18 protein-coding genes and 1 pseudogene are annotated in these 20,389 nt (G+C 58.6%); 9 read left to right on the forward strand and 10 right to left on the reverse strand.

The genetic code is table 11. From position 1 onward, the window contains the following. Positions 1-513 precede the first annotated feature (513 nt). Positions 514-1,245 carry a hypothetical protein gene (locus E0504_RS10390; protein WP_131623702.1) on the reverse strand — a complete coding sequence of 244 codons (732 nt, stop codon included), beginning with the start codon at positions 1,243-1,245 and terminating at the stop codon, positions 514-516. 366 nt (positions 1,246-1,611) lie between these two features. Between E0504_RS10390 and E0504_RS54100 the strand changes: the two are divergent. From E0504_RS54100 to E0504_RS10405, 4 genes and pseudogenes are all read left to right on the forward strand, one after another. Beyond that, a pseudogene (locus E0504_RS54100) lies at positions 1,612-1,764 on the forward strand (hypothetical protein); the annotation flags it as partial. Positions 1,765-2,209: 445 nt separating this feature from the next. Continuing rightward, the gene (locus E0504_RS51265; RefSeq protein WP_207912446.1) at positions 2,210-2,890 is read left to right on the forward strand and encodes a PEPxxWA-CTERM sorting domain-containing protein; all 681 of its coding nucleotides are present in this window, start codon (positions 2,210-2,212) and stop codon (positions 2,888-2,890) included. A 445-nt stretch (positions 2,891-3,335) separates the two neighbouring features. Further along, complete coding sequence (locus tag E0504_RS50315; RefSeq protein WP_165938465.1) at positions 3,336-3,512, forward strand: hypothetical protein; 177 nt, start codon at positions 3,336-3,338, stop codon at positions 3,510-3,512. Between the two features lie 649 nt (positions 3,513-4,161). After that, positions 4,162-5,133: a division plane positioning ATPase MipZ gene (locus tag E0504_RS10405; RefSeq protein ID WP_165938466.1), complete on the forward strand. Its 972-nt coding sequence runs from the start codon at positions 4,162-4,164 to the stop codon at positions 5,131-5,133. 284 nt (positions 5,134-5,417) lie between these two features. Here E0504_RS10405 and E0504_RS10415 read toward each other — a convergent pair whose 3' ends face one another. The 4 genes from E0504_RS10415 to E0504_RS10430 all read right to left on the reverse strand — a co-directional run bounded on the left by E0504_RS10415 (position 5,418) and on the right by E0504_RS10430 (position 8,192). Continuing rightward, positions 5,418-5,666, reverse strand: coding sequence for a hypothetical protein (locus E0504_RS10415; protein WP_131623710.1), 249 nt, complete (start codon positions 5,664-5,666; stop codon positions 5,418-5,420). Positions 5,667-6,350: 684 nt separating this feature from the next. Next, positions 6,351-6,653, reverse strand: coding sequence for a PilZ domain-containing protein (locus E0504_RS10420; protein ID WP_131623712.1), 303 nt, complete (start codon positions 6,651-6,653; stop codon positions 6,351-6,353). An 808-nt stretch (positions 6,654-7,461) separates the two neighbouring features. Beyond that, positions 7,462-7,809 carry a hypothetical protein gene (locus tag E0504_RS10425; protein WP_131623714.1) on the reverse strand — a complete coding sequence of 116 codons (348 nt, stop codon included), beginning with the start codon at positions 7,807-7,809 and terminating at the stop codon, positions 7,462-7,464. An 8-nt stretch (positions 7,810-7,817) separates the two neighbouring features. Then, the gene (locus E0504_RS10430) at positions 7,818-8,192 is read right to left on the reverse strand and encodes a hypothetical protein (protein WP_131623716.1); all 375 of its coding nucleotides are present in this window, start codon (positions 8,190-8,192) and stop codon (positions 7,818-7,820) included. A 377-nt stretch (positions 8,193-8,569) separates the two neighbouring features. Here E0504_RS10430 and E0504_RS10435 point away from each other — a divergent pair, with 377 nt between their 5' ends. From E0504_RS10435 to E0504_RS10445, 3 genes are all read left to right on the forward strand, one after another. Further along, positions 8,570-9,226: a PEPxxWA-CTERM sorting domain-containing protein gene (locus E0504_RS10435; protein ID WP_131623718.1), complete on the forward strand. Its 657-nt coding sequence runs from the start codon at positions 8,570-8,572 to the stop codon at positions 9,224-9,226. 346 nt (positions 9,227-9,572) lie between these two features. After that, a complete protein-coding gene (locus E0504_RS10440) occupies positions 9,573-10,259 on the forward strand; it encodes a thiol-disulfide oxidoreductase DCC family protein (RefSeq protein ID WP_131623720.1) in 687 nt (228 codons plus the stop codon). Continuing rightward, entirely contained in the window at positions 10,232-11,260 is a 1,029-nt protein-coding gene (locus tag E0504_RS10445; RefSeq protein ID WP_131623722.1) for a hypothetical protein, read from the forward strand. Before E0504_RS10440 ends, E0504_RS10445 begins: the two co-directional genes overlap by 28 nt. A 216-nt stretch (positions 11,261-11,476) precedes the next feature. Here E0504_RS10445 and E0504_RS10450 read toward each other — a convergent pair whose 3' ends face one another. The 5 genes from E0504_RS10450 to E0504_RS10470 form a co-directional block, all read right to left on the reverse strand. Then, on the reverse strand, positions 11,477-12,691 hold the full coding sequence (locus E0504_RS10450) for a vanadium-dependent haloperoxidase (RefSeq protein ID WP_131623724.1): 1,215 nt from the start codon (positions 12,689-12,691) through the stop codon (positions 11,477-11,479). A 143-nt stretch (positions 12,692-12,834) separates the two neighbouring features. Continuing rightward, on the reverse strand, positions 12,835-13,551 hold the full coding sequence (locus E0504_RS10455) for a PP2C family serine/threonine-protein phosphatase (protein ID WP_131623726.1): 717 nt from the start codon (positions 13,549-13,551) through the stop codon (positions 12,835-12,837). Then, positions 13,535-14,494, reverse strand: coding sequence for an ArdC family protein (locus E0504_RS10460; RefSeq protein ID WP_131623728.1), 960 nt, complete (start codon positions 14,492-14,494; stop codon positions 13,535-13,537). The genes E0504_RS10455 and E0504_RS10460 overlap by 17 nt, the downstream gene beginning before the upstream one ends. A 26-nt stretch (positions 14,495-14,520) precedes the next feature. After that, on the reverse strand, positions 14,521-15,588 hold the full coding sequence (locus E0504_RS10465; RefSeq protein WP_131623730.1) for a hypothetical protein: 1,068 nt from the start codon (positions 15,586-15,588) through the stop codon (positions 14,521-14,523). A 535-nt stretch (positions 15,589-16,123) separates the two neighbouring features. After that, positions 16,124-16,597 (reverse strand): hypothetical protein, encoded by a 474-nt coding sequence (locus tag E0504_RS10470; protein WP_131623732.1) that lies wholly within the window; start codon positions 16,595-16,597, stop codon positions 16,124-16,126. A 71-nt stretch (positions 16,598-16,668) separates the two neighbouring features. Here E0504_RS10470 and E0504_RS10475 point away from each other — a divergent pair, with 71 nt between their 5' ends. Both E0504_RS10475 and E0504_RS10480 read left to right on the forward strand, forming a co-directional pair. Further along, entirely contained in the window at positions 16,669-18,213 is a 1,545-nt protein-coding gene (locus E0504_RS10475) for a hypothetical protein (protein WP_131623734.1), read from the forward strand. Positions 18,214-18,297: 84 nt separating this feature from the next. Beyond that, a complete protein-coding gene (locus E0504_RS10480) occupies positions 18,298-20,367 on the forward strand; it encodes a hypothetical protein (RefSeq protein ID WP_131623736.1) in 2,070 nt (689 codons plus the stop codon). Positions 20,368-20,389: the final 22 nt, after the last annotated feature.

The following is a 20,389-nucleotide window of genomic DNA, read 5'->3' on the forward strand; positions in this document are numbered from 1 at the left end:
GGGTGCTGCTGTGAAGATGAGCAAGTAGGCTGGCAGGTCGAGCGCCGGCTTCAAAAGAAGCAGCTTTGTCTGAGCGGGAGCTAGGCTGATTGCTAAGCAAGCTACATCTGTAACTTCGCGGGTGTCTCAGGTCGCCCTTGCCGACGCTCTAGGGCGCGCACTTTGCCATCTGCTGCTCGCCTTAAGGCCGCGAGCCTCTTGTCGAGACCTCTTTGGAATCGAACGCCGTCTATGATAGCCGGTCCTCCCGTATCATCAGAAGCGCTTACTAAAGACGAGAACGACCTGTGGCGGGTCTAGGTTGTAGCTTCCCAATGCTTGGTCGATATCTACGTCGGCAGCTTCGTAGCTGACCTCGCCACCACCATTGTGCGGGTATTGGCACTCGACCTTCGCGAAAGCGTTTCGATCGATTAGCGTCTCCAGGCCTGCGCTAAGGGGCGCGTATCCCTCGAGTATTTGGAAGATAGTCAACGGCGACGTGCGCGGCCCCATCGGGAGCCGGCTGGGTCGTTAGCGGGGCTCGGTGTTCGATTGAGCTGCAGCCACTGATAAGCAGTGTGTGCGAAACTCGCAGGTGGGGCGGTCGCAATGCCCGCCGGGTGCAACAGCAGGCTCGGGCTGAGCGAGCACCGCGCGAGCGCGCGAAACCAGCTCTTCTCGTCTCGGAACAATGGCCGCGACCTCGGCGGTCACATCGGCGTCCACGAACCGCACCGGCGATCGTACGAGCGAGGCTGCACGCATACGCCGCGCTAAATGGCGCAGCGTCAGCGTCGAAATACAAACATCCGAACCGCGGATCACCCATGCTTGCGTTGCCAGGTCGTGAAGCTGGTACGGCTTCACCCGGTCGGCGTTCTTCACTTCGATCAGCCGCCACCCGCCCCACCCGTCAGGCTCAAGGACATCCGCGCGAACGATGACACCATCCCGCTCGAAAGCCGCTTCGAAAATAGGACGATGATTTTGAGCATCGAGCAACTGCTTGGTACGGACCAAGGCGCCAACCACGTTTCGATGATCTTCAGTTACAAGAATGCCGTTGCGGTAACGCAGCCGAGCAAGTTCGCCCACCTGGTGGCCGCAGGTGAATAGCGCGAGCGTTTGCTCATCGAACTGAGCAAGGTGACGTCGATGAACTTGGAGCCACAACCTTCGCGGACAGTGCTGAAAGGCCGCGATCTTCGATTTGGAAAGGCGGATCGACCGATGGGCGTCAACGTGTTCAGATAGGTCAGACATGGCCAGCTCCGCAGATTTCCTGATGAATTCACCTGCAAGCCCGGGGTGTTGAGCCATTTCTCAGTGACTTTTTCTAGTCGTCTTTTCGTTGTTTCGAGGTAGTTCGCAAACTGGGGCAGTGGTTGAAACCGCGCGGGGGTTTGAACTCTGTTCACCTCAGCTGATGGTACAGGTCTGAACGTTGAATCATGGATCGGTAGAACAGGGAAGCCGTGCCGAGTTGATTACCGGACGGCGGAAGTCACTTCAGTACTGCCACCAACAACCGGGTAGGCCTCGGCTGAGTACCGGAGCTTATTAAAAGCATCTTCAACACTCTGACGGCTTTGGGACAGGACGTCTCTCAAGTGCCCCCCAACTCCGCAGCCGGCGGTGAGCATCTGCGCTTCGGACAAAAGCAACCATCTCGTTCGCCTCGAAGACAGCAAGAAACAGAGATCGCTCAAGCGTCACCTGATGACCGAGCAGGGAAGACCGCGGTTGTGTCACGGCTACAGCTTGAGGGCTGATTTGATCTGAGATGGAGCAGGCAGAGCTAATGATCCTGGATGGCAGTCTGGCTAAAAACCTGCACGCGGCGATCGCGAGAGCCACCCGATTGCGGGGCCACCCGGTGCACCGGGAAACTATTCAGTTCTGGGGAGCCCTCCTGACCCATGCCCGGGTGGTACTCCGCAGAGGCAGGGTCCGCGATCTAGCCCAGTTAGAGCGGCTGATCGCAGAGCTTGAAATCTGTCTTCAGGAGCATCCGTCGGCAACTTGATGGTGGCGATCAGGTGGGACTGGACCCTCTGCAGAGCGAAGCCCTAATTCACAGCGAGTATCAAAGCTTCGACCGCGGGTCCGAGCACCCTCGGGCTGCAGCGCATTATGTTGATTACCAATGGAACCTAAGGGTTAGCCTCTAGTTAACCATCGTGCCGCGTTCTCCTTCATGCGGCTATCAGCTGTGAGAGTCCAACATATGCAAAAGCTATCATTATTAGCCGCGAGCGTGGCATCCCTGTGCTTTGCCAACGCGGCAAATGCCGCTGTTGAGATCAAGGCAGATCCAAGCTTCGTACAACCAGAGGAAAACGTGCAGCTCGACACAGATCTCGCCCCTGGAGATAATGTGCTTCGCGGCACTACCAATCAGACAGACAGCAAGGTGTTGTTCGATAGCTCGACCGACAATCTTGCCGCCCCTCCTCAGGGTCAGGCCCGTATTGAACCCACTGGCGCCGGGGCTGAAGATGGGCTGGGCGAGCTCACCTTCAGCTTGGAGAATGGCGGGACGTTCACGTCGGCTGAGTTTAACATCCTGGCAAGTGTAGGCGGCCTGGTGACGCTGTCAGCACTCGACTCGGCGAACATGATCATTGAGAGCATCATGCCTACGGTCGGCATCTCAGGTCAGAACTTTTTTGGCTTCTTGGCCGATGCTTCAACGCCGATCAGCTCGATACAGATTACTGCTGCTCCGGGCACCCGTATCAGCTCAATCAGCCAAGTTAGGGTCGGTGGTGTCTCGGCCGCCACTCCCGGCGCTGTTCCTGAGCCTGCAACCTGGGCTATGATGCTATTTGGCTTCGGTGCCGTCGGCTTCGGAATGCGCCGTCGTCGGAGCAAGGAAAAGGTCCGGGTGCGCTACAACTTCGCCTGATGGCACTTTATCAATGAAGATGCCGCCGGACGACTCCGGCGGCATCCTCACGGCCATAGAAGTTTCAGACTATCATACTATATGGGATGGGAGTTCGGGCTTCCTCACAGCGGTCTGGCTCCCGGCCGGTGCGCGGGTTCCGAGTCCCCTGCGCCCGGCCGGTTTGTGCAGTGATTACGGCCGCCCTTGCCGGGCTTCCTCAACTCGCAAGAGCGGCCGGCTGGCTCCTAATGATGTAAAAGCCAGCCAGAGCCAATTAGCAGCCCTATTGCTAATGCTTTCTGAGCACGACCTTCATCCAGCTGACAGATCTAAGCCGATGCACCTATCGATTAGCCAGCTGAGGACTGGCACCGCTTACAGGACGCTGAGAGCACAAGCTTCGCTTAATCTATCACATCGTTCACATCTATCCTTGCCGCGTTGCTGGCGCTGGAGGTTTGCGGTGGAAGTGATCGAGTTAGAATTACGTTCTGTTGTGGACGAAGCTTCTGGTCAGCGCTGCACGGCCTGGAACAATGCCAGTGCTAACATGTCGGGAAAGGCAATTTGTGCGGATGTCTTAGTTGACGGCACGCCACTTAATCCTCCGATCATCTCCGCCATCGACACCTGCCGATGAACGTTCAGATCACTGGGCCGCAGCGAACTATCGAGGAGCTGCTAAGCTCCCGAGCCATCCCGGGAGCTAAAGCTCGCGACCTGCATCGCAAGATTTGGATCGAAGCGCCGAGGCTTACGGCTCAACTCGAAGCGGCAGTTTGCCAAGCCGGCTGTAAGGTTCATCACTCTGAGGCTAAGTAGCGCTCGACTGGATACGACGAAATTCGAGCAGCTCGATGGCGGAATCAGCTGTCAACTTGGGCGACAAGGGCTGAGTTAACTCCCTGACGAGCGGGCTCTAAGCGGCTTCCCTTGATAGTCGGGTTCTTCACATTTTGTTTGCGGGGCGCTGCTACGACAAGCTCGTGTCCGTGTTCCGCACCTTGCTACTCACCGCGCTAGCGTTCTGCGCTGCTGGGTGCGCTGCCCGCCAGTCGCCCTCCTACGTGGTACGGCTCGATTTAGACGAGATTGCATCCCAGAGTGCCGGTTCAGCAGCGCCGGGCTTTACCACTTTCGCTAGCTAAGTGGCTTGGGGCTCTACCGCGGCTCCAGATCGCAGGTTCGGATGAGCGCAGGATTGGACGACATCTATATTTAGGTTACTCTGCATTGAGAGGCATCTGCAATGAGGCGAGTCGGACATCGACAACGATCTGCATCCCCTCGTGAGTTCGGGCGCAGAACCTTCCCGGATTGCAGAATTCGTTCGCGACGAACACCCTTCGGTGGTTGTGCACGACTTGCTCAATCGGCGCCTGCCGAATGCACACGTTATTGCATTCGCCAATGAGAAAGGCGGAGTAGGCAAGTCTACGCTGGCATTCCATTGCGCCGTTGCACTAACTCATCAGGGCTTCCGGGTACTCACAATCGATTGCGATCGGCGTCAGCAGACCCTGCATCGAATCCTAGAAGCTCGCGACGGGACGACGAGAACGCTCAAAGTCGATCTGCCGCGTCCTGAGCACGTTGTGCTGGAGAAACAGAGCGTATCGCTTCTGCTTCAGGAAATTGACCGTCTCGGTCGCGACTGCGACTTCGTCTTGATCGACCTCCCCGGCCATGATTCGCCGATAGCACGTCGGACAATCGCTTTGGCGCATACCGTGATCACCCCTACCAACTGCTCGCCGGCAGACCGCGATGCGCTTGGCTCCATCAACCCAGTCACCGGCGAGCTACGCCAAGCGAGCCCCTTCGCTCAGGTCGTGGTTGCACTTCGGGCTGAACGGCTAGTTAGGGGCCTCAACGCTTTCGACTGGGTGATCGCAAAGAACCGCGTGCGTCGCTGCGAACAGCGGCTGATTGCGTCTGCAGAACGAGACCTCAACACCATGGAGAGGCACCTGGGATATCGCCTGATAGAAGGCTTGACCGAGCGTGTAGCCTATCGTGAGCTACTGGCCTTCGGCTTGTCGCATCAGGATTTGAAGCTCATCCCCAGTTTAGGCCGAATGCGAAACTCTTGTTCTGGTGAGCTGCAGCAGTTGATGGATGCGCTTGGCTTGCCAAGGTCTAGCAAAGAGCGGCGCATCGTAAAAGCTGCACGCCTCCCAGCGCCCACTCGCAGCGCGCAAAAAGTTGCAGAAGCTTATCGCGAGGCACTTTGCTCAACCATCCAAACGCATAGCCGATGAACAGCAGCACCTAGAATGGACCGCGTAATCTTTGAACGAGTGCGCTCTCTAGTTGAGCGGCTCCGACCGAACGCAATCTGCGATGACTGCATAGCGAACAAGCTAGAGCTGAGCAGCCGACAGCAAGCGAACCGCAAGTCGCGGGAGTTAGCCGGAAGTTCCGAATTCGAACAGAAACTCGGTGAGTGCGCGATCTGCGGTGCGACAAAAAGCGTCATCCGCCACAAAGCTCCATGAACAAGTCTGAAGGACTGGTGCCTCTTTCGGATGGTAATCGAACCAGATCAACCATTCAGCCTCTCCTCAAGAGCGTAGCTGATCGTCGTTGTCCGCTTCTCCGTGTTCCTGCCGGCCACGATACTCGAAGCCGCACTCTTATCCGCCATGATGTCGAAGGCGACGTCCTTCTCGGCCAAGTCAATGGCCACCTCGATGCCTTCGAGCTTGGTGTGGAGCCAAATGCGCCCATACTGGTCAAGGGTAAACGAGAACGGGTCTTCGACCGCAGTTTGGTCGATTTCGGCGTGGCTCATGCGTCGTTCCTGATTTCGGGCGCCCGTGGTGTGCCGGGACGAAAGGTGTCATGCTGCGGTTATGGGTACCAGCGATCTAACTCAAGCCGAACAGAACGCCTTGGGGCGCTTGTCCAAGGGCTCGGACATTGACGTCAACATGTGGCAAGACCTTCATTGTAAGGGCCTTGTCGAGCGAAGCGAGAACAAGCGTACGCTCACCGAGAAAGGCCGGACGGCGCTTCTTCTCGTGCGTTGATGGATGGGTAGAATCAGCGGCAGACTCTGGGCTGTACTGAACCTGTCGTGGCGGCTGGTTCGAGCTATACCGCACCCAAGGTAGGTAGCACGGCGTTGGGTGACGACCGATAGTAATCCGTTGAAGGTGGGGCATTCGCGGCTGAGTAGCTTACACTGCTTGGTCTAAGGCAGCGCGCTTGAAAAGAAAGCGACACAAGTACCAGATCAGCGCCGGTCGATATAAAGAACTTCTAGCTCTGTGAGCCACGAGCCTGTTCAAGTCGCAACGCGAAGTTTGCAGCGGCATGAGGCTAGGTGATGGTAAAGAGGGTCAGCTCTGGTTCGAAGCCGCTTCTTCCACTTACAGGAGGCACCTCGATCCGCACGTCCACATTGACAGGGAGTGAAGGTGGGGCCTTCAGCAGGGACGCGCTCACGGCGATAACGGGCACTGTTTCTCAGAATTCACATCCATAGAACCTCCCCGCTTCGCCAAATCACTCGCGCCGCGACAAGGCCTGCCCCAGGCAGGTCCAACGTGATAAGGTCATCTGTCGCCAGCGCGCCATTGTCAGCCTCGATAAGCAGGCCACCGGACGAGATGTCGCGGATCGTGACCCGAGTTTCGTTGCCTGATAAGGTAGAAAGATCCGCAGCGAAGGTAAGCGTGCGCCGGCCATTCCGACGGCGATTAGATTCTGTTGCTATGGCTTCGTGGGGAGTATCGCCGTCACCAGCCCTGGGTATCAGCGTTGCTCTGATTTCCATCAACCCTCCCCTTTGCTGCCGGGTGCCACATTAACGTCGATTAGGGTTTACCTTTTGGCTACGTGTCGCTGTACGTTCGAAGCTCCAACCCGGCGAAGGGGATTGGCTGTGATATCTTACCGGCGGGACGAGCCCGGCTACTTCGTCGTGCTCGACAGCAATGGAAGCGAGGTAGCGGGGAGCCATCGTCCGGTGCGGAGAGGATACGCTCTCAAGCGCGACAATCAGATTGTGTTCGCAATGACGATGTCGATGGATGACGGTTGCGAGGTGGTGTTTAGAGCCGACGATCCAGCGTGAACTGCATGGCACGCGACCACCCTTGTGGAGGGCCGGAACGCATATAGTTAACCTTCGTTAACTGCATGTCAGATGGCGATCCCTCCATCCTGATAATTTTCCTCGAAGCACTTTGCTCCCGCTCCGGCGGGAGTTTTTCAAGCTGCGATCACCGTCGCATGGTCAACGAAGGGTACGCGGCCATTCGAAACGTTTTGTCCGGGTTTCCTGTCTATCCCATCGATGGCCCTCTCGTACAGTAACCAACCTCTATTCGAGCCCCTACCTCGTGTCGGATTGAGGAGACGCGAGAGGCCAGGTCGAAGAGTCTGTCGCGCCCGCTATGCCTTTTCCCTACGTCCGAAACACTTCCGGTTATGAGCCGGACGGTATGTGTGCGGGCTCAGCTGATGTCGGCGTCTAGAGTGAGCAAGATCACCTTCTACATCCTATTTTTAGTGGAAACCGGCTGTTCCGCTTTCGAGGGTTGGATTCCGAATAAACGATAATCGTGTCCGACGCCGCCTTTTCAGCTTTCGATATGAACTATGTTTCTGTGCCAGTTGATGAACGGGAGCGACCATCCGGCCACGTTCACGCGATAGGTTTGGCCGGGCCTCAGGGCATGGTAGCGCTCGGCAGCAGCGAATTCGCCGCGCCGCCAGTCCGGGCTAACACGAAACGTCTCGTTTGCCGTGTGAACCTGCCAATTGATGGGGTTGAAGCCATCCAAAAGCTTTGGATTGCCGTCTTTGAATATCGTGCTCTTTCCGGCAACCGCGATCGTGACGGTCTCGTATGTCGTAAGGTAAGCGACCTCATGGGCGGTAAGCATCACGAGAGCAGCTGTGACAGGACCTTTGAGTCGGATCTCCATCGAGGGTTCTAGTTTCCACCACTTGCGTGCGGTTCGATGCGCACAATCTTTCGATACCAGTTGATCGGCGGAACTCGCCAGCCTGCCACCTGCACGCGATAACCATTACCAGGCTTAAGCTCAGCGAAGCGCTCTCCTGCGTAGAACTCACCTCGGGTCCAGTCCCCAGCGACTGAGAAAACCTCGTTGGATGTGTAGACTAGCCATTTGCTCGTTGGGTCAGACGAATCCTCGCTTCCCATGACGACGTTCTTGTCTTCGACCACGATATCGAGAGTGTCCCGGCTCAGCTCCAGGGCCACGACATACGCGACAAGCATGGGTACAATTAAAAGCAAAGGAATTTCGATCGCCTTTGAGCCCGACCCCCGCCCGATCTGCATAGCAAGCCCTCCGAAAGACCAGTGCTTCACCCTAAAGGGTGGTAACTCACATCAGAGCGCCTTCACAATCGCAATGTCCGCTGCGGGGTCGTTTGCGGCTGGTCTACTTCTAGGCTGCGTTAATAGCGGCGGGAATGGCTCAGAGTGGGTGGAAGGCGGACATTGGGGGCGATTCTCTACCTCAACTAACCTCGGACTAACTGCCGCTTCTGGAAAAGCCGCGATCTGGGCCTCGTGACCCATCGCGGCGGGTGCCTTTCCTATGAAATTGCCCTAACTTGGGACACTCTGATAATTGTGCCGAGAAAGGACTCTAGCTACCGTTAACTTTTCCGTAAGGATAGGGATTACGTAATCCGACTCGGAGCTTCCCGATCATGATCAAGTTCTATCTTGCCGCGCTGCCTATCGCTGCGGCCCTCGCTGTAGCCAGCTCGCCTGCTTCTGCTACGATCACGATTACAGCCAACCAGCAGGATGGCCAAGGTGACAACGTCTTGTTCCAAGACGTTGAGCAAACCGGGCCGGCCGGGACCGTGACTGGGGAAACTCAGGACGGGTACTCGCTTCTCTTCTCCTCTACCACGGGGCAGACGCTCTTTGCCCCGGCAAAGGGTCAGGCCCGTGTGGAGGCAGAGGGGGGCGATCTCACTTCAGTGGTCATTAAGCCGTCGACAGTGGGACAGTACTTTGACTTCATCGAGTTCAACCTGAACGGTGCTGACTCACCCTTTACGATCAACGCCTGCGATAACTTCGGCGATTGCTCTTTCTCATACTCTTCTGACGGTAAATCGGGCTCGAACTTCGTGTTCGCGTCGACCGATGCGGCTCAGTCGATCGCATCGATCAGCTTCACTGGTTCAGCTACGGACATCCGGCAGATTCGCCCCGGTTTTGAGGAGACAGCTGTTGGGGCTGTTCCGGAGCCCGCCACTTGGGCCATGATGCTGTTCGGATTCGGCGCGGTTGGCTTCGGCATGCGGCGTCGCCGCGGTCAGAAGCAGGGCCAAACCCGGGTTCGCTTCGCCTAGCCTATCCTCTACCGAGAAGCACGGCGCCGCTAGTCCTAAGACTGGCGGCGTTTTGCTGGGCGCATCATCACATGCAACCTGGGCAGCCCGGGGAAGGCTATGAGGCTTAGTGCATCGCAACGTCGCATTGGAGTCGTATGCGGCTGGTCCGGTTTTCGAGAGCGCGGGTGCGAAGCGGTCGGTCCGTTAGCAGGCGCGGCAGCGCCGGTCGTCTACGTCTGATATTGGGTGGAAAGCTGCCGCTACGCGATCAGCCCCCTCGTGCCTTACCCGGCAGGACGTTCCAGACTGCAACATGAGGGCGGGGGCAATTGCAAACCCGACCGAATGCTAGAATAAGTCCGCGATGCTTCGGATATTCTATGACGGCGAATGCCCGTTCTGCTCGAGATATGTGAAGATGCTGCGCCTGAGCAAAACTGGCCAAGTGCAACTTGTTGACCTGCGAAAAGACGAGGCAGCCAGGGCAGAGCTCGAGGAGCTTGGTTTCGAGCTTGATGAGGGAATGGTCGTGGAGGACGGGGGCCGGAGATACGCGGGGAGTGACGCGGTTGCCTATCTCGCCCCACTCAGCACGCCGTCCGACGCACTCAACAGGATCAATCGCGCTGCGTTCTCCAAACCCTCAGTAGCGCGCATTCTCTATCCGCTTCTCCGGTCCGGGCGCTGGCTGGTGCTGTTCCTGATGAACCGCCGGATGATCGAGGACGGGATTGACCCATCACTAGCGAGACGCGAGATATTCGCGACCTTCTTCGGCCTTTTTTCCGTTTTCCATTTCTTCAATTACGCCTTCGAGTACCAGCGCTTCCCTCCTTCTTGGGACATGATCCTAGTGCTGGGCGCAGCGCTGCTCATGTTTTTCCGGCCTTCATCTGCGCGCGTGCTTTTCGCCCTGATGCTGGTCAGCACGATCAGTACGATCGTGCAGGCTCCCTCGCACTCTAACCACACCATCGTGCGCTCGGCAGCATTGCTGGCTACTGGCTGTCGTTCTTCATGGCGATGGCCCGCAACGACCGCATATCGCTGATCTTCGAACGGTTCGCTCCGGCTGGATGCGCGGCCCTGCTTGTGATGTATTTCTTTGGCATCTTCCACAAGATCAACACCGACTTTCTGAACCCAACAACCAGTTGCGCCACAGCCTTGTGGCAGTTGCTGCCGCGCCCTCTATCGCTGATCGAGGGCCCGGTGATCGAAAATTTGGCGGTTTATGGCACCTTTGTCGTCGAAGGCGTGATCGTCCTTGCCCTGCTGATCCGGCGCTTCCGCCATGTAGGCATATCCGCCGGCATTGCGTTCCACCTACTGCTGAGCCTCAGCGGATATGCCATGTACATTTCGTTCACGATGCTGGCGCTGTCCCTCCATACACTCTTTCTCAATGAAAAAGCGGCTCGCGCGATTATCGGATCGCGATTCATTTTGCTCGTCAGGCGGAAGCTGGCGGAGCCCATTTATAAGTTGCTGGCCCTAAGTTTTATTCTCTGGCTGGCAGCCTTCGCCTTCGTCGGAAACTACACTGTTGCCTCGCTGATGGCATTTCCGCTCGTACTGCCGTTCTGCTGGGCGACCCTGCGCTATGGTGGCACGCCGGAAGTCTATGTCGCCAGATGGCAGACGCTCTCAATCGGGATGGTCGTGGGCGTCCTGTTCTTCATCAACTGCAGCCTGCCCTACGCGGGTCTCAAAACGGCTCAGACCGTCAACATGTTCGCCAACCTCCGGCTAGAGGCAGGTGACAGCAATCACCTAGTTTTCACGTCAGATTACCGGCCGTTTCGCTATCTTGACGACGTGGCTGTTATCGAGGGCTCGAAGCTGGGAATTGTCTATTACGACCTGCTGTCATGGCTCGAGCAGAACCCCGAAGCGTCGGTGACTTTCGAAATGAATGGTAAGACATATCACAACCAAGATTCAGAAACCCTTGCGCAAGACATAGAAGAGTGGCTCCATCCGGCCTGGATCAGGAAGTGGTTTCACTTCCAGCCTGTGCATCTGGGGCAACCCGAACCCTGCAACGTGTGATTATTGGGTGTTCGTGAAGGAAGCCGTTGCGCGTCTTGCGTCGATCTGTCCTGTCTGGATGTACTGAGCGCTAGTCCGCAATGGGGTCGTTTGCTGGCAGTCTGCTTCTAAGCTTGGCCACAAGCTGCGCGACGGTCTGAATGGGCGGAAAGCGGACAATCGACAGTCTCGTGCGCCCTTATCTGTTCAGAGTGCGTCTGATAATCCTACCGTCCACTACAATGGCGGAGCAAAGCTGGTCAGGGCATTCTCGGCGAGCCGTTGGCCAAGATCGTCGCTGATATCGTTCGTCATACGGAAGTGTACTCCCGCTAGGATGCGTGACTGTGACACCTCGCGGGCATATGTCTCCATGTCGGGCACGGTGACGCGGATGCCGGGCATCCGCTCGGAGGTGAAGGCATAGCCGCCCGACGGGGGCGGACCCTCGGCGGCTAGCACTGTTGCGGCGACGTTGGCGAACATGCAGTGACCGCACGGATACTCGGGCTGGTTAGGAGTGTTGAGCAGCGGCACCCAGCCCGCATCTACTTCCGTCGCGTCATTGCCATCGCTATCAGCGGTGCGGATCGCATTGATCGGGCGCCAGAACATGTGGTGGAGCTTTCCCTCGGTCATGACAATGTCCATGTCCTCGGCCGCCATTGCCAACAATGCATACATACGCGCATTGCGCACCACGCTGCGGCCTGGTTGGCTGGCGATTTGCCGCAGCACCGGGTCGAGCTCGTAAAACGCCCAGAACTTGGCCTTGAGAGTCTCGGCTGGGCTTCGTGCCTTGCTTTCCCGCGCGCCCAGCTTCTTGACCTCGTTGAATGATGCCGCCCACTCGACGCTCGTCAGCGCAGGCGGTTCGGCGATGCGAAACTGGTCGGGTCGTGTTAGGAACCAAGGCTTAGCGGCTGACATCTCGGGCGGAAAAGGCACATTGCTTGGCGCCCACTTCCCCGCCGGTCCGGTTGGGCGATAGTGCGACATCGTCGCCTTTTCGTCCCACCCGCCTCGTGCCAGTGCAGCTTTTGCGGCCTGCTTGCCGAGGGCAACGCCATCGGTCTTGCGCTTACCATCGGCGATACCTGCCAGCGCAAGGATGAGCGCGTCGTCGAGGGACTTCTTCTGACCCGCATAGGTCGTCGTCAGCACGGCGTGCGCGGCCGTCGCAACAGCGGCGTCAACCGAAGCGCTTTGGGAAGCGGGTTTGAGGCCGAGGTAGGATCTATAAGCCGGATCAGCTGCGTTGGCCGCCTCGAACATGGCCAGGGCCAGGCGTCCATATGCCGAAATCTTCGACGGATCGAACGGGGCCGTAGAATCAGACTCAGCTTCAGCGGCAATCGTCTGCAATTCGGCCCAATCGCTGACAACGTCGGCCCTTACCGGAGTGCCGGATGCCGCCAGCACCAGTGCGGCGCTCCAGAGTGCATACTTCATGACTACGTCCTCTCTTGAGATAGGACGACCCGCCAGTCTTCTGGTTTGCGCTTGCTCGCATATCACGGGCGCAGCGTAAAGGGACCGCAACGGCCATTCCGCTATCGGCGCAGTAGCGGTCTTTTGCTGACGACGACGCATGGTCAAATCGAGATTGCGACGACGGAAACGTTGTCAAAGCCGCCGGCCTCGATCGCCGCGCGGACTAGGATCGTGGCGGGGTTAGCCGGCTTAGGGGACAGAAGGGCGGCTACGGCTACATCGTCGAGCATATCGGACAGACCATCAGTGCATAGTAAGAGAATTCCGCTCGTCGGTATCTGAACTCGGGTAACGTGCGGCTCCAAAGGCTGCCGCTCCTGCGAGCCCCCCAAGCACTGGATCAGCTGGCCTTCAATGGCGTGGTCAATGGTGAGCTGACGAAGCTCGCCATCAGCGTAAAGGTAGGCGCGGCTGTCGCCCACATTGAAGACAAGCGCGTGCGTATCCTGAAGGACTACGCCCACGATGGTCGTGCCCATGCCGCGCAGTTCACGCTTCAGCTCCATGGCCATGTAGAGGCCCCTGTTCGCCTCCTCGATCGCACGAAGGACCTGGTCGTCGGATTGCAGTTCAGAGACCAACGGACGAAGCACAGCAATCGCAAGCGTGCTTGCGACCTCGCCAGCTACATGGCCGCCCATACCATCAGCAAGCAAGGCCCAGCCGCCGTTTAAGGGGATCTCACCGGTCCAGGCGGTGACCAAGTCCTCGGCCACCGAGAGGGCAATCGCATCTTCGTTGCGAGTGCGGACCTCGCCCACGTGCGTAAGCGCATGAATCTTGGCGGTAGTGCGGATCGGCTTAGGCGTGTGCGACATCGGAAACTCGCGGGGCTTTGGCAGCGGCGTGGTCGACAGCCTGGGGGATCACGCCGTCGCCTTCGGCCGGCTGAAGGCTCTCTAGGTAGTCGAGTGCCTGATGCGCTTTGGAGGAAGCAGTGAGGATCGCGCGCGGGTCCTGCCCAAGCACTTTTAGCCAGCCGGCGATGTAGGCTGCATGATCGGGCCGCCGCTCTACGGACAGCCCAAGCCGAGCTGCGAGGAAGGCGGCCCCAAGTTCAGCAATCAGTTCTTCGAACGCATAAGCCTCGCTGCCAAATCGGTTCTTGAGATCTCGATCGAGGCGATGATTGGCTCCCGTCCAATGAACGTGCTCGTGTCCTAAGGTTGAGTAGTACGCCGCCGCATCGCGAAACTGCTCGAACCGAGGCATGTGGATCTCATCAGTGCTCGGGCGATAGAACGCCCGGTCCCCCAGATGATGAACGGTGGCGCCGACATTGGCGAAGAAGGATTCGGCTGCAGCAATGCGCTCGTCATCTGATAACGGCGTCGGCAACGGCGCTTGCGGTGCGCCATCAACCTGATCGGCATTGAACACGCAGTAGACCTTGGCGATGAAGCTGCGGTGATGCCGATCATCGGGACCACCTTGATCATCATCTTCGTGGCCGAGATCGCCGGCGTGGGCGGGCTTCCAGAACAAGATGGCAGTCGACTTCTCGCCCTTGCGCACCTGAGCTCCGGCTTCACTCCACTGACGATAGGTCGCCCAGCGGCCGGACGAATAGCCTGCGTGCTCCGCAGCTGCCCACAACAGGATCGTGTTGACCCCGCGATAAGGCCGGCCGGTGATGGCGTTGACGGGCTCGGCCAACCCTTCGCTCCACCGATGCCAGGGCATTTCAAATGCCCCGGCACCGGCGGCGATGGCGTCGGCGATCTGGCGCGTGATGCGCTCGAACAAATCATTGCTGCGCATGATGCGCCTCTCCCGACGAACTGCGGCTAGGCGGCTTTGGCGAGCAGGCTGAGCGGCTGGACGGGGCGCGGCGGACGAATAGTCCAAGTGCCGGCCTTCGCCCGCAGAGCTTCGTCGACGAGAGGTTCAAGCTTCCAGAAATTCACGTAGCGGTCGTGGAGAGCGTAAGCGTAGTCGAGCTCACCCGCCCAGCCGATCGCTTCGATGACCTGCTCTAGCTCGAGCACGATGAAAGGAACCGAGCCGCCGGCGGGGTCGCTCAGCTGTGCAGCGTAACGGGCAGCATTCTGCTGAACCTGATGATTGTGCCGCGGGGCGATTTGGATGAACCGAGCCTCGGCGTATTCGCCGGTCTGCAATGCGGCGAAGGCGAGCAGGTGCTCGCGGAACAGCTGCTGAAATGGCGGGCGGCGCAGGCTCGGTGAGGAGGGTGTCTTGAACAGCCCCGAGGCGTCGGCGAGTTCGCCGTAACGCGCGGCCAGGTCGCCGGGCGCGGCCTCGGTGCCCGTTTCCGAGTACTTCATTTCGATGCCGAGGAAGCAGCGGCCGCCGTCGCCGCGCTCGTAGATGATGGCAACGTCGAACGCCGTGCGATCGTCGGTATAGGCTTGGTCGCGTCGCCCGGGGCTGTGCTCGAACCAAACATGAAGGACGCGGGCGAGGTCGATGCCAGGAATGACGCTGCGCACGACCTTCCCGGCGAGGTCAGAGTTCAATCTCAGCGGCGCAAATAAATTGAAGCACAGCGGCTGGCTTGAAAGCAGATTGCTGAAGAGGCGGCGGCGGTCGATCAGCGCCCCTCGCTCCTGCCAAGCCACCTCGCGATGAGCGAGATGGGCTACGGCTGGGCTCAGGAAATTGCGACCGGCCTCGGCGGCGGCATTGTTGATGAGCGAGCCGATTCGGCGGGGGCGACGGCTGGGTGGCTCGAACTGGCCGATCGGCAGTTCTTGCGTCTCGCGCCACAGCGCCTGGAGCAGCCGCGCGCAGGCGCGGAAGCGAGTATCATTGCGTTCCAGGACGCGGTGCTGACGAAGCACCGCGGCGGGAATGAGAGGAAGCTGCGTGAGAGGGCTGTTGCCGTCGGGGGCCATGAAGAAATCCTCGATGCTGCGCTCTCAGGTGAGAGCCGGTCTCGAGAATTCGTTCGAATTGGGGAGAAGAGTACCAATCACAATCTGATAGGTCGGAGATCAAAGGGTGAGTGAGGTCGTGTTGAAGGTAATCGGAGGAAGTAGGAATTAGGGAAAGGAAAATAGGAGATAGGGAATAGAGAATAATGGTCAGAGATTAGGGAAGGATGGGATAAGGGATAAGGGATAAGGTAAGGTAAGGTAAGGTGTAGGAGGATGGAGGGGGATAGGCCCAGGCCCATATAAACAATCTGGCGCACCAGTTGTGAGCGTAAATACGCCACACGATCGTCTACCAGCATGTAACTTCCAGAGCGTTTTGGCTCGCCAAATCGGCGGCTAGTCGTGAAAGTTGGGGCCTCGATGCAGGAAAGTTAATTCCCGCACCTCATCGAGCACTCGATATGACGTGCGGGCCAACACCATGCTGCCGGGCTTGCCGCCCCGCACTTGTGCGAATGGCGAGCGCGCCTCGCAGAAAACTTGATGACGAAGTTTAGGAAAGTTGGTTTGGTTGCGCGAGTAACGTGTAAACCTTCACCAGCGATTGGCTGCCTACAGGTGCGTGCTTCGTGATTGTTCGACCCCGTTCCCTCTTCACTTGGGCGCCAGCTGCATCCTTGATCCGTCGCCCAAGCCGGCGGTTTAGCGCGCTACGATCACCGTCACCGGCCGCGGCTCGGTAGAGATCTAGGTGATCGCGTTCGATGCGGGCGAAAACGTTAAGGGTCAGGTGCTCATCCCACGGCGGCGTCGCGGCCTTTGCCTCGGCAAGGCGGGCGGCAATTTTTAAGAGCTCCCGTTCGGCCTGCGATTGCGACATCTGCGCGCTAGTCAGAAGCGGTTCCAGGCTGGCGGCCAGCAACTGCGACGCTGCTTCTGCCTCTCCCATTTTTGCCTTCGCGGCGTAGCTGCGCAACGCATCGCGGTAGCGCGGTCTGAGCGACAAAATGATCGACGAATTGCTCAATCGTCTACGCTCCCTTCAAAGCGAGGTAACCCTGCATTATCTCGGGTGCGGTAATCTGAAGGAGCAGAAATATGGACCTCGATCCGAACGAGTTTACACCACAAGATGATATCATCCCAAACGTTGCTGCCCTGAGCGAAGACGACCTGGCGGCAGTCGCGCGGGCGCGCGCTGGGCTCGATCAAATCAACGCCGCGCACGCAACCCAACCTGATGCCGGCGTCCAGGGCGCCTGCGACATGCCCTTGCCCTATGCAACAACCAGCACCGACGACAGCGATAACCATTCGCTTTGCTTCACGGTGCGGGCTGGAGACTTAGTGGGCGCAGTGGCGGCCACATTCTTGCCGCCTTCCGATCGGCCGACGCTAACCAGCGGAAACGGCGGGTCTGAGTTGCATAAAATTCTCATCACCTTCGAACGGGGCGGAATGCGCTTCAGCAATATCAAGGGAGGAACAGCATGCGAGTTGAAGCTGCCCGTGGCTGCCTTGGCTGAACTCGAGGTGCCGCGTACCATCGCGGTCGCCTCGGCGCAGCTAGAAGCGCTGTTCAACCGCCAATCTTACGGCATGTTCTCTCATGAGCCTTACGCCACGGCAACAAAGACGTTCTCGGTTCGTCCGCGTCGTGACGACGCCGGAAAGGAGAAGTGGGCGCTACCGCGGGCACCCAAGTTTGACCGCGTCGACCGGCCCGTAACGCTATCTCTGGCCCCAGACGGAACTAGTTTTCGCATCGCGTTCGACACGTATCTCGCTGAATTGCCGAGTAAGCTGCAGCCAACCCCTGAGGTGATGCCAGCACCGCCCGAAGCGGCACAGCATCTCTCTTCGGTTATCGCCAGCGAGGTGGGCGAGGCGATCGTCTCTGCCAGCACCTATTCGGGCTTGGCGCGAGGAGATGACCGTTGGTCGGTCATTAGTATCGCCAACGGTCACGCATGCGGCGGGGGCAATGCTGGCGCGTTTAGCTTTCACGAATCCGGCCTTCTTGACGGCCTCAATTTCGATCTGCCGGTCGGGGATGTACGCGCGATCATCGCCTTGCTCCGGCGTATCGACGATTTCACAGCCTGGTGTGCGGACGACAAACTCTTCGTCAACGACGGGCTGCTCACTGCCAGCACGCGCCTGGCAAGCCAGCCGTTTCCGGTGACGAAGGCCGCGCTGGATCAGCTGCCCCCTGTGACTGCGGACTGCACGGTGTCCCTTTTCGATTTGCACACAGCAGTCAACTTCGTGAGTGTCGTGCATCCGAGGGAAAAAAAGGAAAGTCCCAATCATATCTACCTTGGCCTGGTGGAGCAGGATGAAGGGATGCATTTGGACATCTTCGCAATGGCCCCCGGCGGCGACCACGGGCGAGCAGCCGTCGCCCTCAACCGTATTGACGAAGTGCCGTCGGAGGTAACGCCCTTGGCAGTTAGCAGCAGCGTGTTGCGGCTCGCCTGCGCGAGCAACGCTGCAACTGCTTACCTCAAATTCCTGCCGGCTGGCATTACACTTTCGGTCGAGCGTGACTGCTGTCAGATCACCCACTTCATTAGCGCGAACCGTTCAGTCAAGGGTACGCCAGAACGCCTCGCCGCCAACGCCAGCGCGCGGGCCCGTTGACCTGGTTGGCCGAGCAGAAATGATGCCAATGCCAATTGAGCCCGCGCACACAGGAGTGGCTTCCGGGCGCGATGGAATCGCAACATGACCGATCAGCTAAGCAACCGCGCGCGCCCGTTGACCTTCGATCAGGCATTTGGCGTCGACCTCATCACGTCCCAACTTCGAAAGGACGTGCTGTCGAAACGGCCTGGCCATATTACACTCAGTGGAGAAAGTGGCACCGGCAAGTCGACCCTTGGCCTGATTTATGCGCAAGGCAGTGTCTGCCATAATCCCACCGACGCCGGATCAGCCTGCAACGCGTGTTCGGCGTGTTTAGCTTTTCGCGCCAACAAGCTAGCCGACTTTGAACGCATCAGATGCCCATCGCGCGGCAGAAAAGATTTCATCGACGATCTGGTTCGCGACTACCTGACCGGGGTGGTCTTTGACGGACGGAACCGTGTGGTGCTGTTCGATGAGGCGCAAGCGCTCACCCCGCCGGCACAAGATCTGCTATTGGATGTTCTCGAAGAACGCGACTGGCCGCTGGTGTGCATCTTCACCTTAATAGACGAGCGAGACCTTAGTCGTCCGCTTCTCGATCGTACCCGGCACCTCCCCTTGGCCGTGCCCGATTTTGCTCAAGCCCGGGCCTATCTGGCTCACTTGGCGAAATTGGAGGATGTTGCTGCGGAGCCCGAAGCAATCGATCTGATCGCCACCTTTTCTCGCGGCTACCGCTCGCTTGCCGGCTGGTTCGACCAAGCGCGAATTGCCGATCCGACAAACCGGGTTTCTCTTGTCACCGTGCGCAATACACTGCTGCGCGATCGGTCTTCTGGAATTCTCGCTCTTCTCGGACACTGCCTTGGCGCGAGGCCCGAAAAGGCGCTCGCTGCCTTGGAGCGAATGACCCTAGGTCCAGCCGAAACCATAGACGCAGTTCTGCAGGTTTTGACTCACCTGACGGTGCGATTCACGGCAACCGGGCGCGGGCAACGGGGTAGCCACAAACTCACTTATCTTCTTGATGATGATGCGTGCCGTTTCGTTATGTCCCAGTTTGCCGACCGTGCGGCTGAGCTCGGGCGCACGCTTGACGGATTGCTGGACGAAAGTCTCGAGTTTTGGAGCACCGTTGGGTCTGGGCAGACGAGCACCAAGCTCGAGGCACACGTTATCCGCTTTTGCTTGTTGCTTAAATATTCGAGTGCGCCAGCTGATGCTGATCTGGCACCTGCAGCTCAGCGACCGATTAATCAGCCGACCAAGAGCAAGCGCCTCTTGTGGAGGGCACGCGACAACAAAGGCATCGTCTCGCGACGAGGCGAGTGGCTTACGCTGCCTCAGGCGCAGGAATTTTACGAAGCGGCGACGTTCATGGTCCAAGCTTACGGGGTCGGTTTCAACTCCGCTCTTGTCGTCGACCATCTGACTAGTGATGACCGGGCGTCGGTCGAACTTATATCCGGTCTCACTCGCCAGATCCGCGCACGGCTATTTGAGCGACATGCCGAGATCGCCGGTCCGCGGGCAGACTTTCACCGAATTGTCCTGCACGAAAGAAATCTTGGTGGGCAGCTCTCTTCGCAGATTGTCTTCGCGCTGCCTCCTTCTCTGCTGTCCGATCTGACAAGCTTCCTAGACCGGTGGGAGATGCGCAATGGCCCCAAGGCCCGCCTCGAACGCCAACTCAGCGCGGTGGTAGGGACCACAAATCTACCGCTCCACTGGACGCTAATGCGAGAGCTTTGGCGGGGCATCGACCCGATTGTCAGGGTTGATGGTATGAGCGTGCTCGACCTGTTGAAGGTTCCGCCGTCACGCCGAGGGCCGCTCGGCCATGTGGAGGCTCGACGGTATGCTATTTCAGCATCGATCAACGAGGGCCAACAGCGAACGGCTGCCGCGGATCGGATGGGGCACCTGTCGGCCTGGGCTGACCGTAAATGGTCCAGGCTTTTCACGGCCTGGGAGTTGAAAGAACATGCGGCCAGGTCTGACGAACTGCACCGTCGCGCTCAGCGCCTGGCAGAAATCGAGCGGGCTTTCCCAGCCGATGGCCTCTTGCTTGAGCATACTGCCCACAATGCTGCGGTAGCTGCTGAGCGCGCAACTTGGCCCATCGACCCACATGACCGGCATCGATCTTGGCCCTCTTGGTGGTGAAGCGAGCGAGGCTCGATGGCGC

It is taken from the genome of Parafrankia sp. BMG5.11 (genome assembly GCF_004337455.1).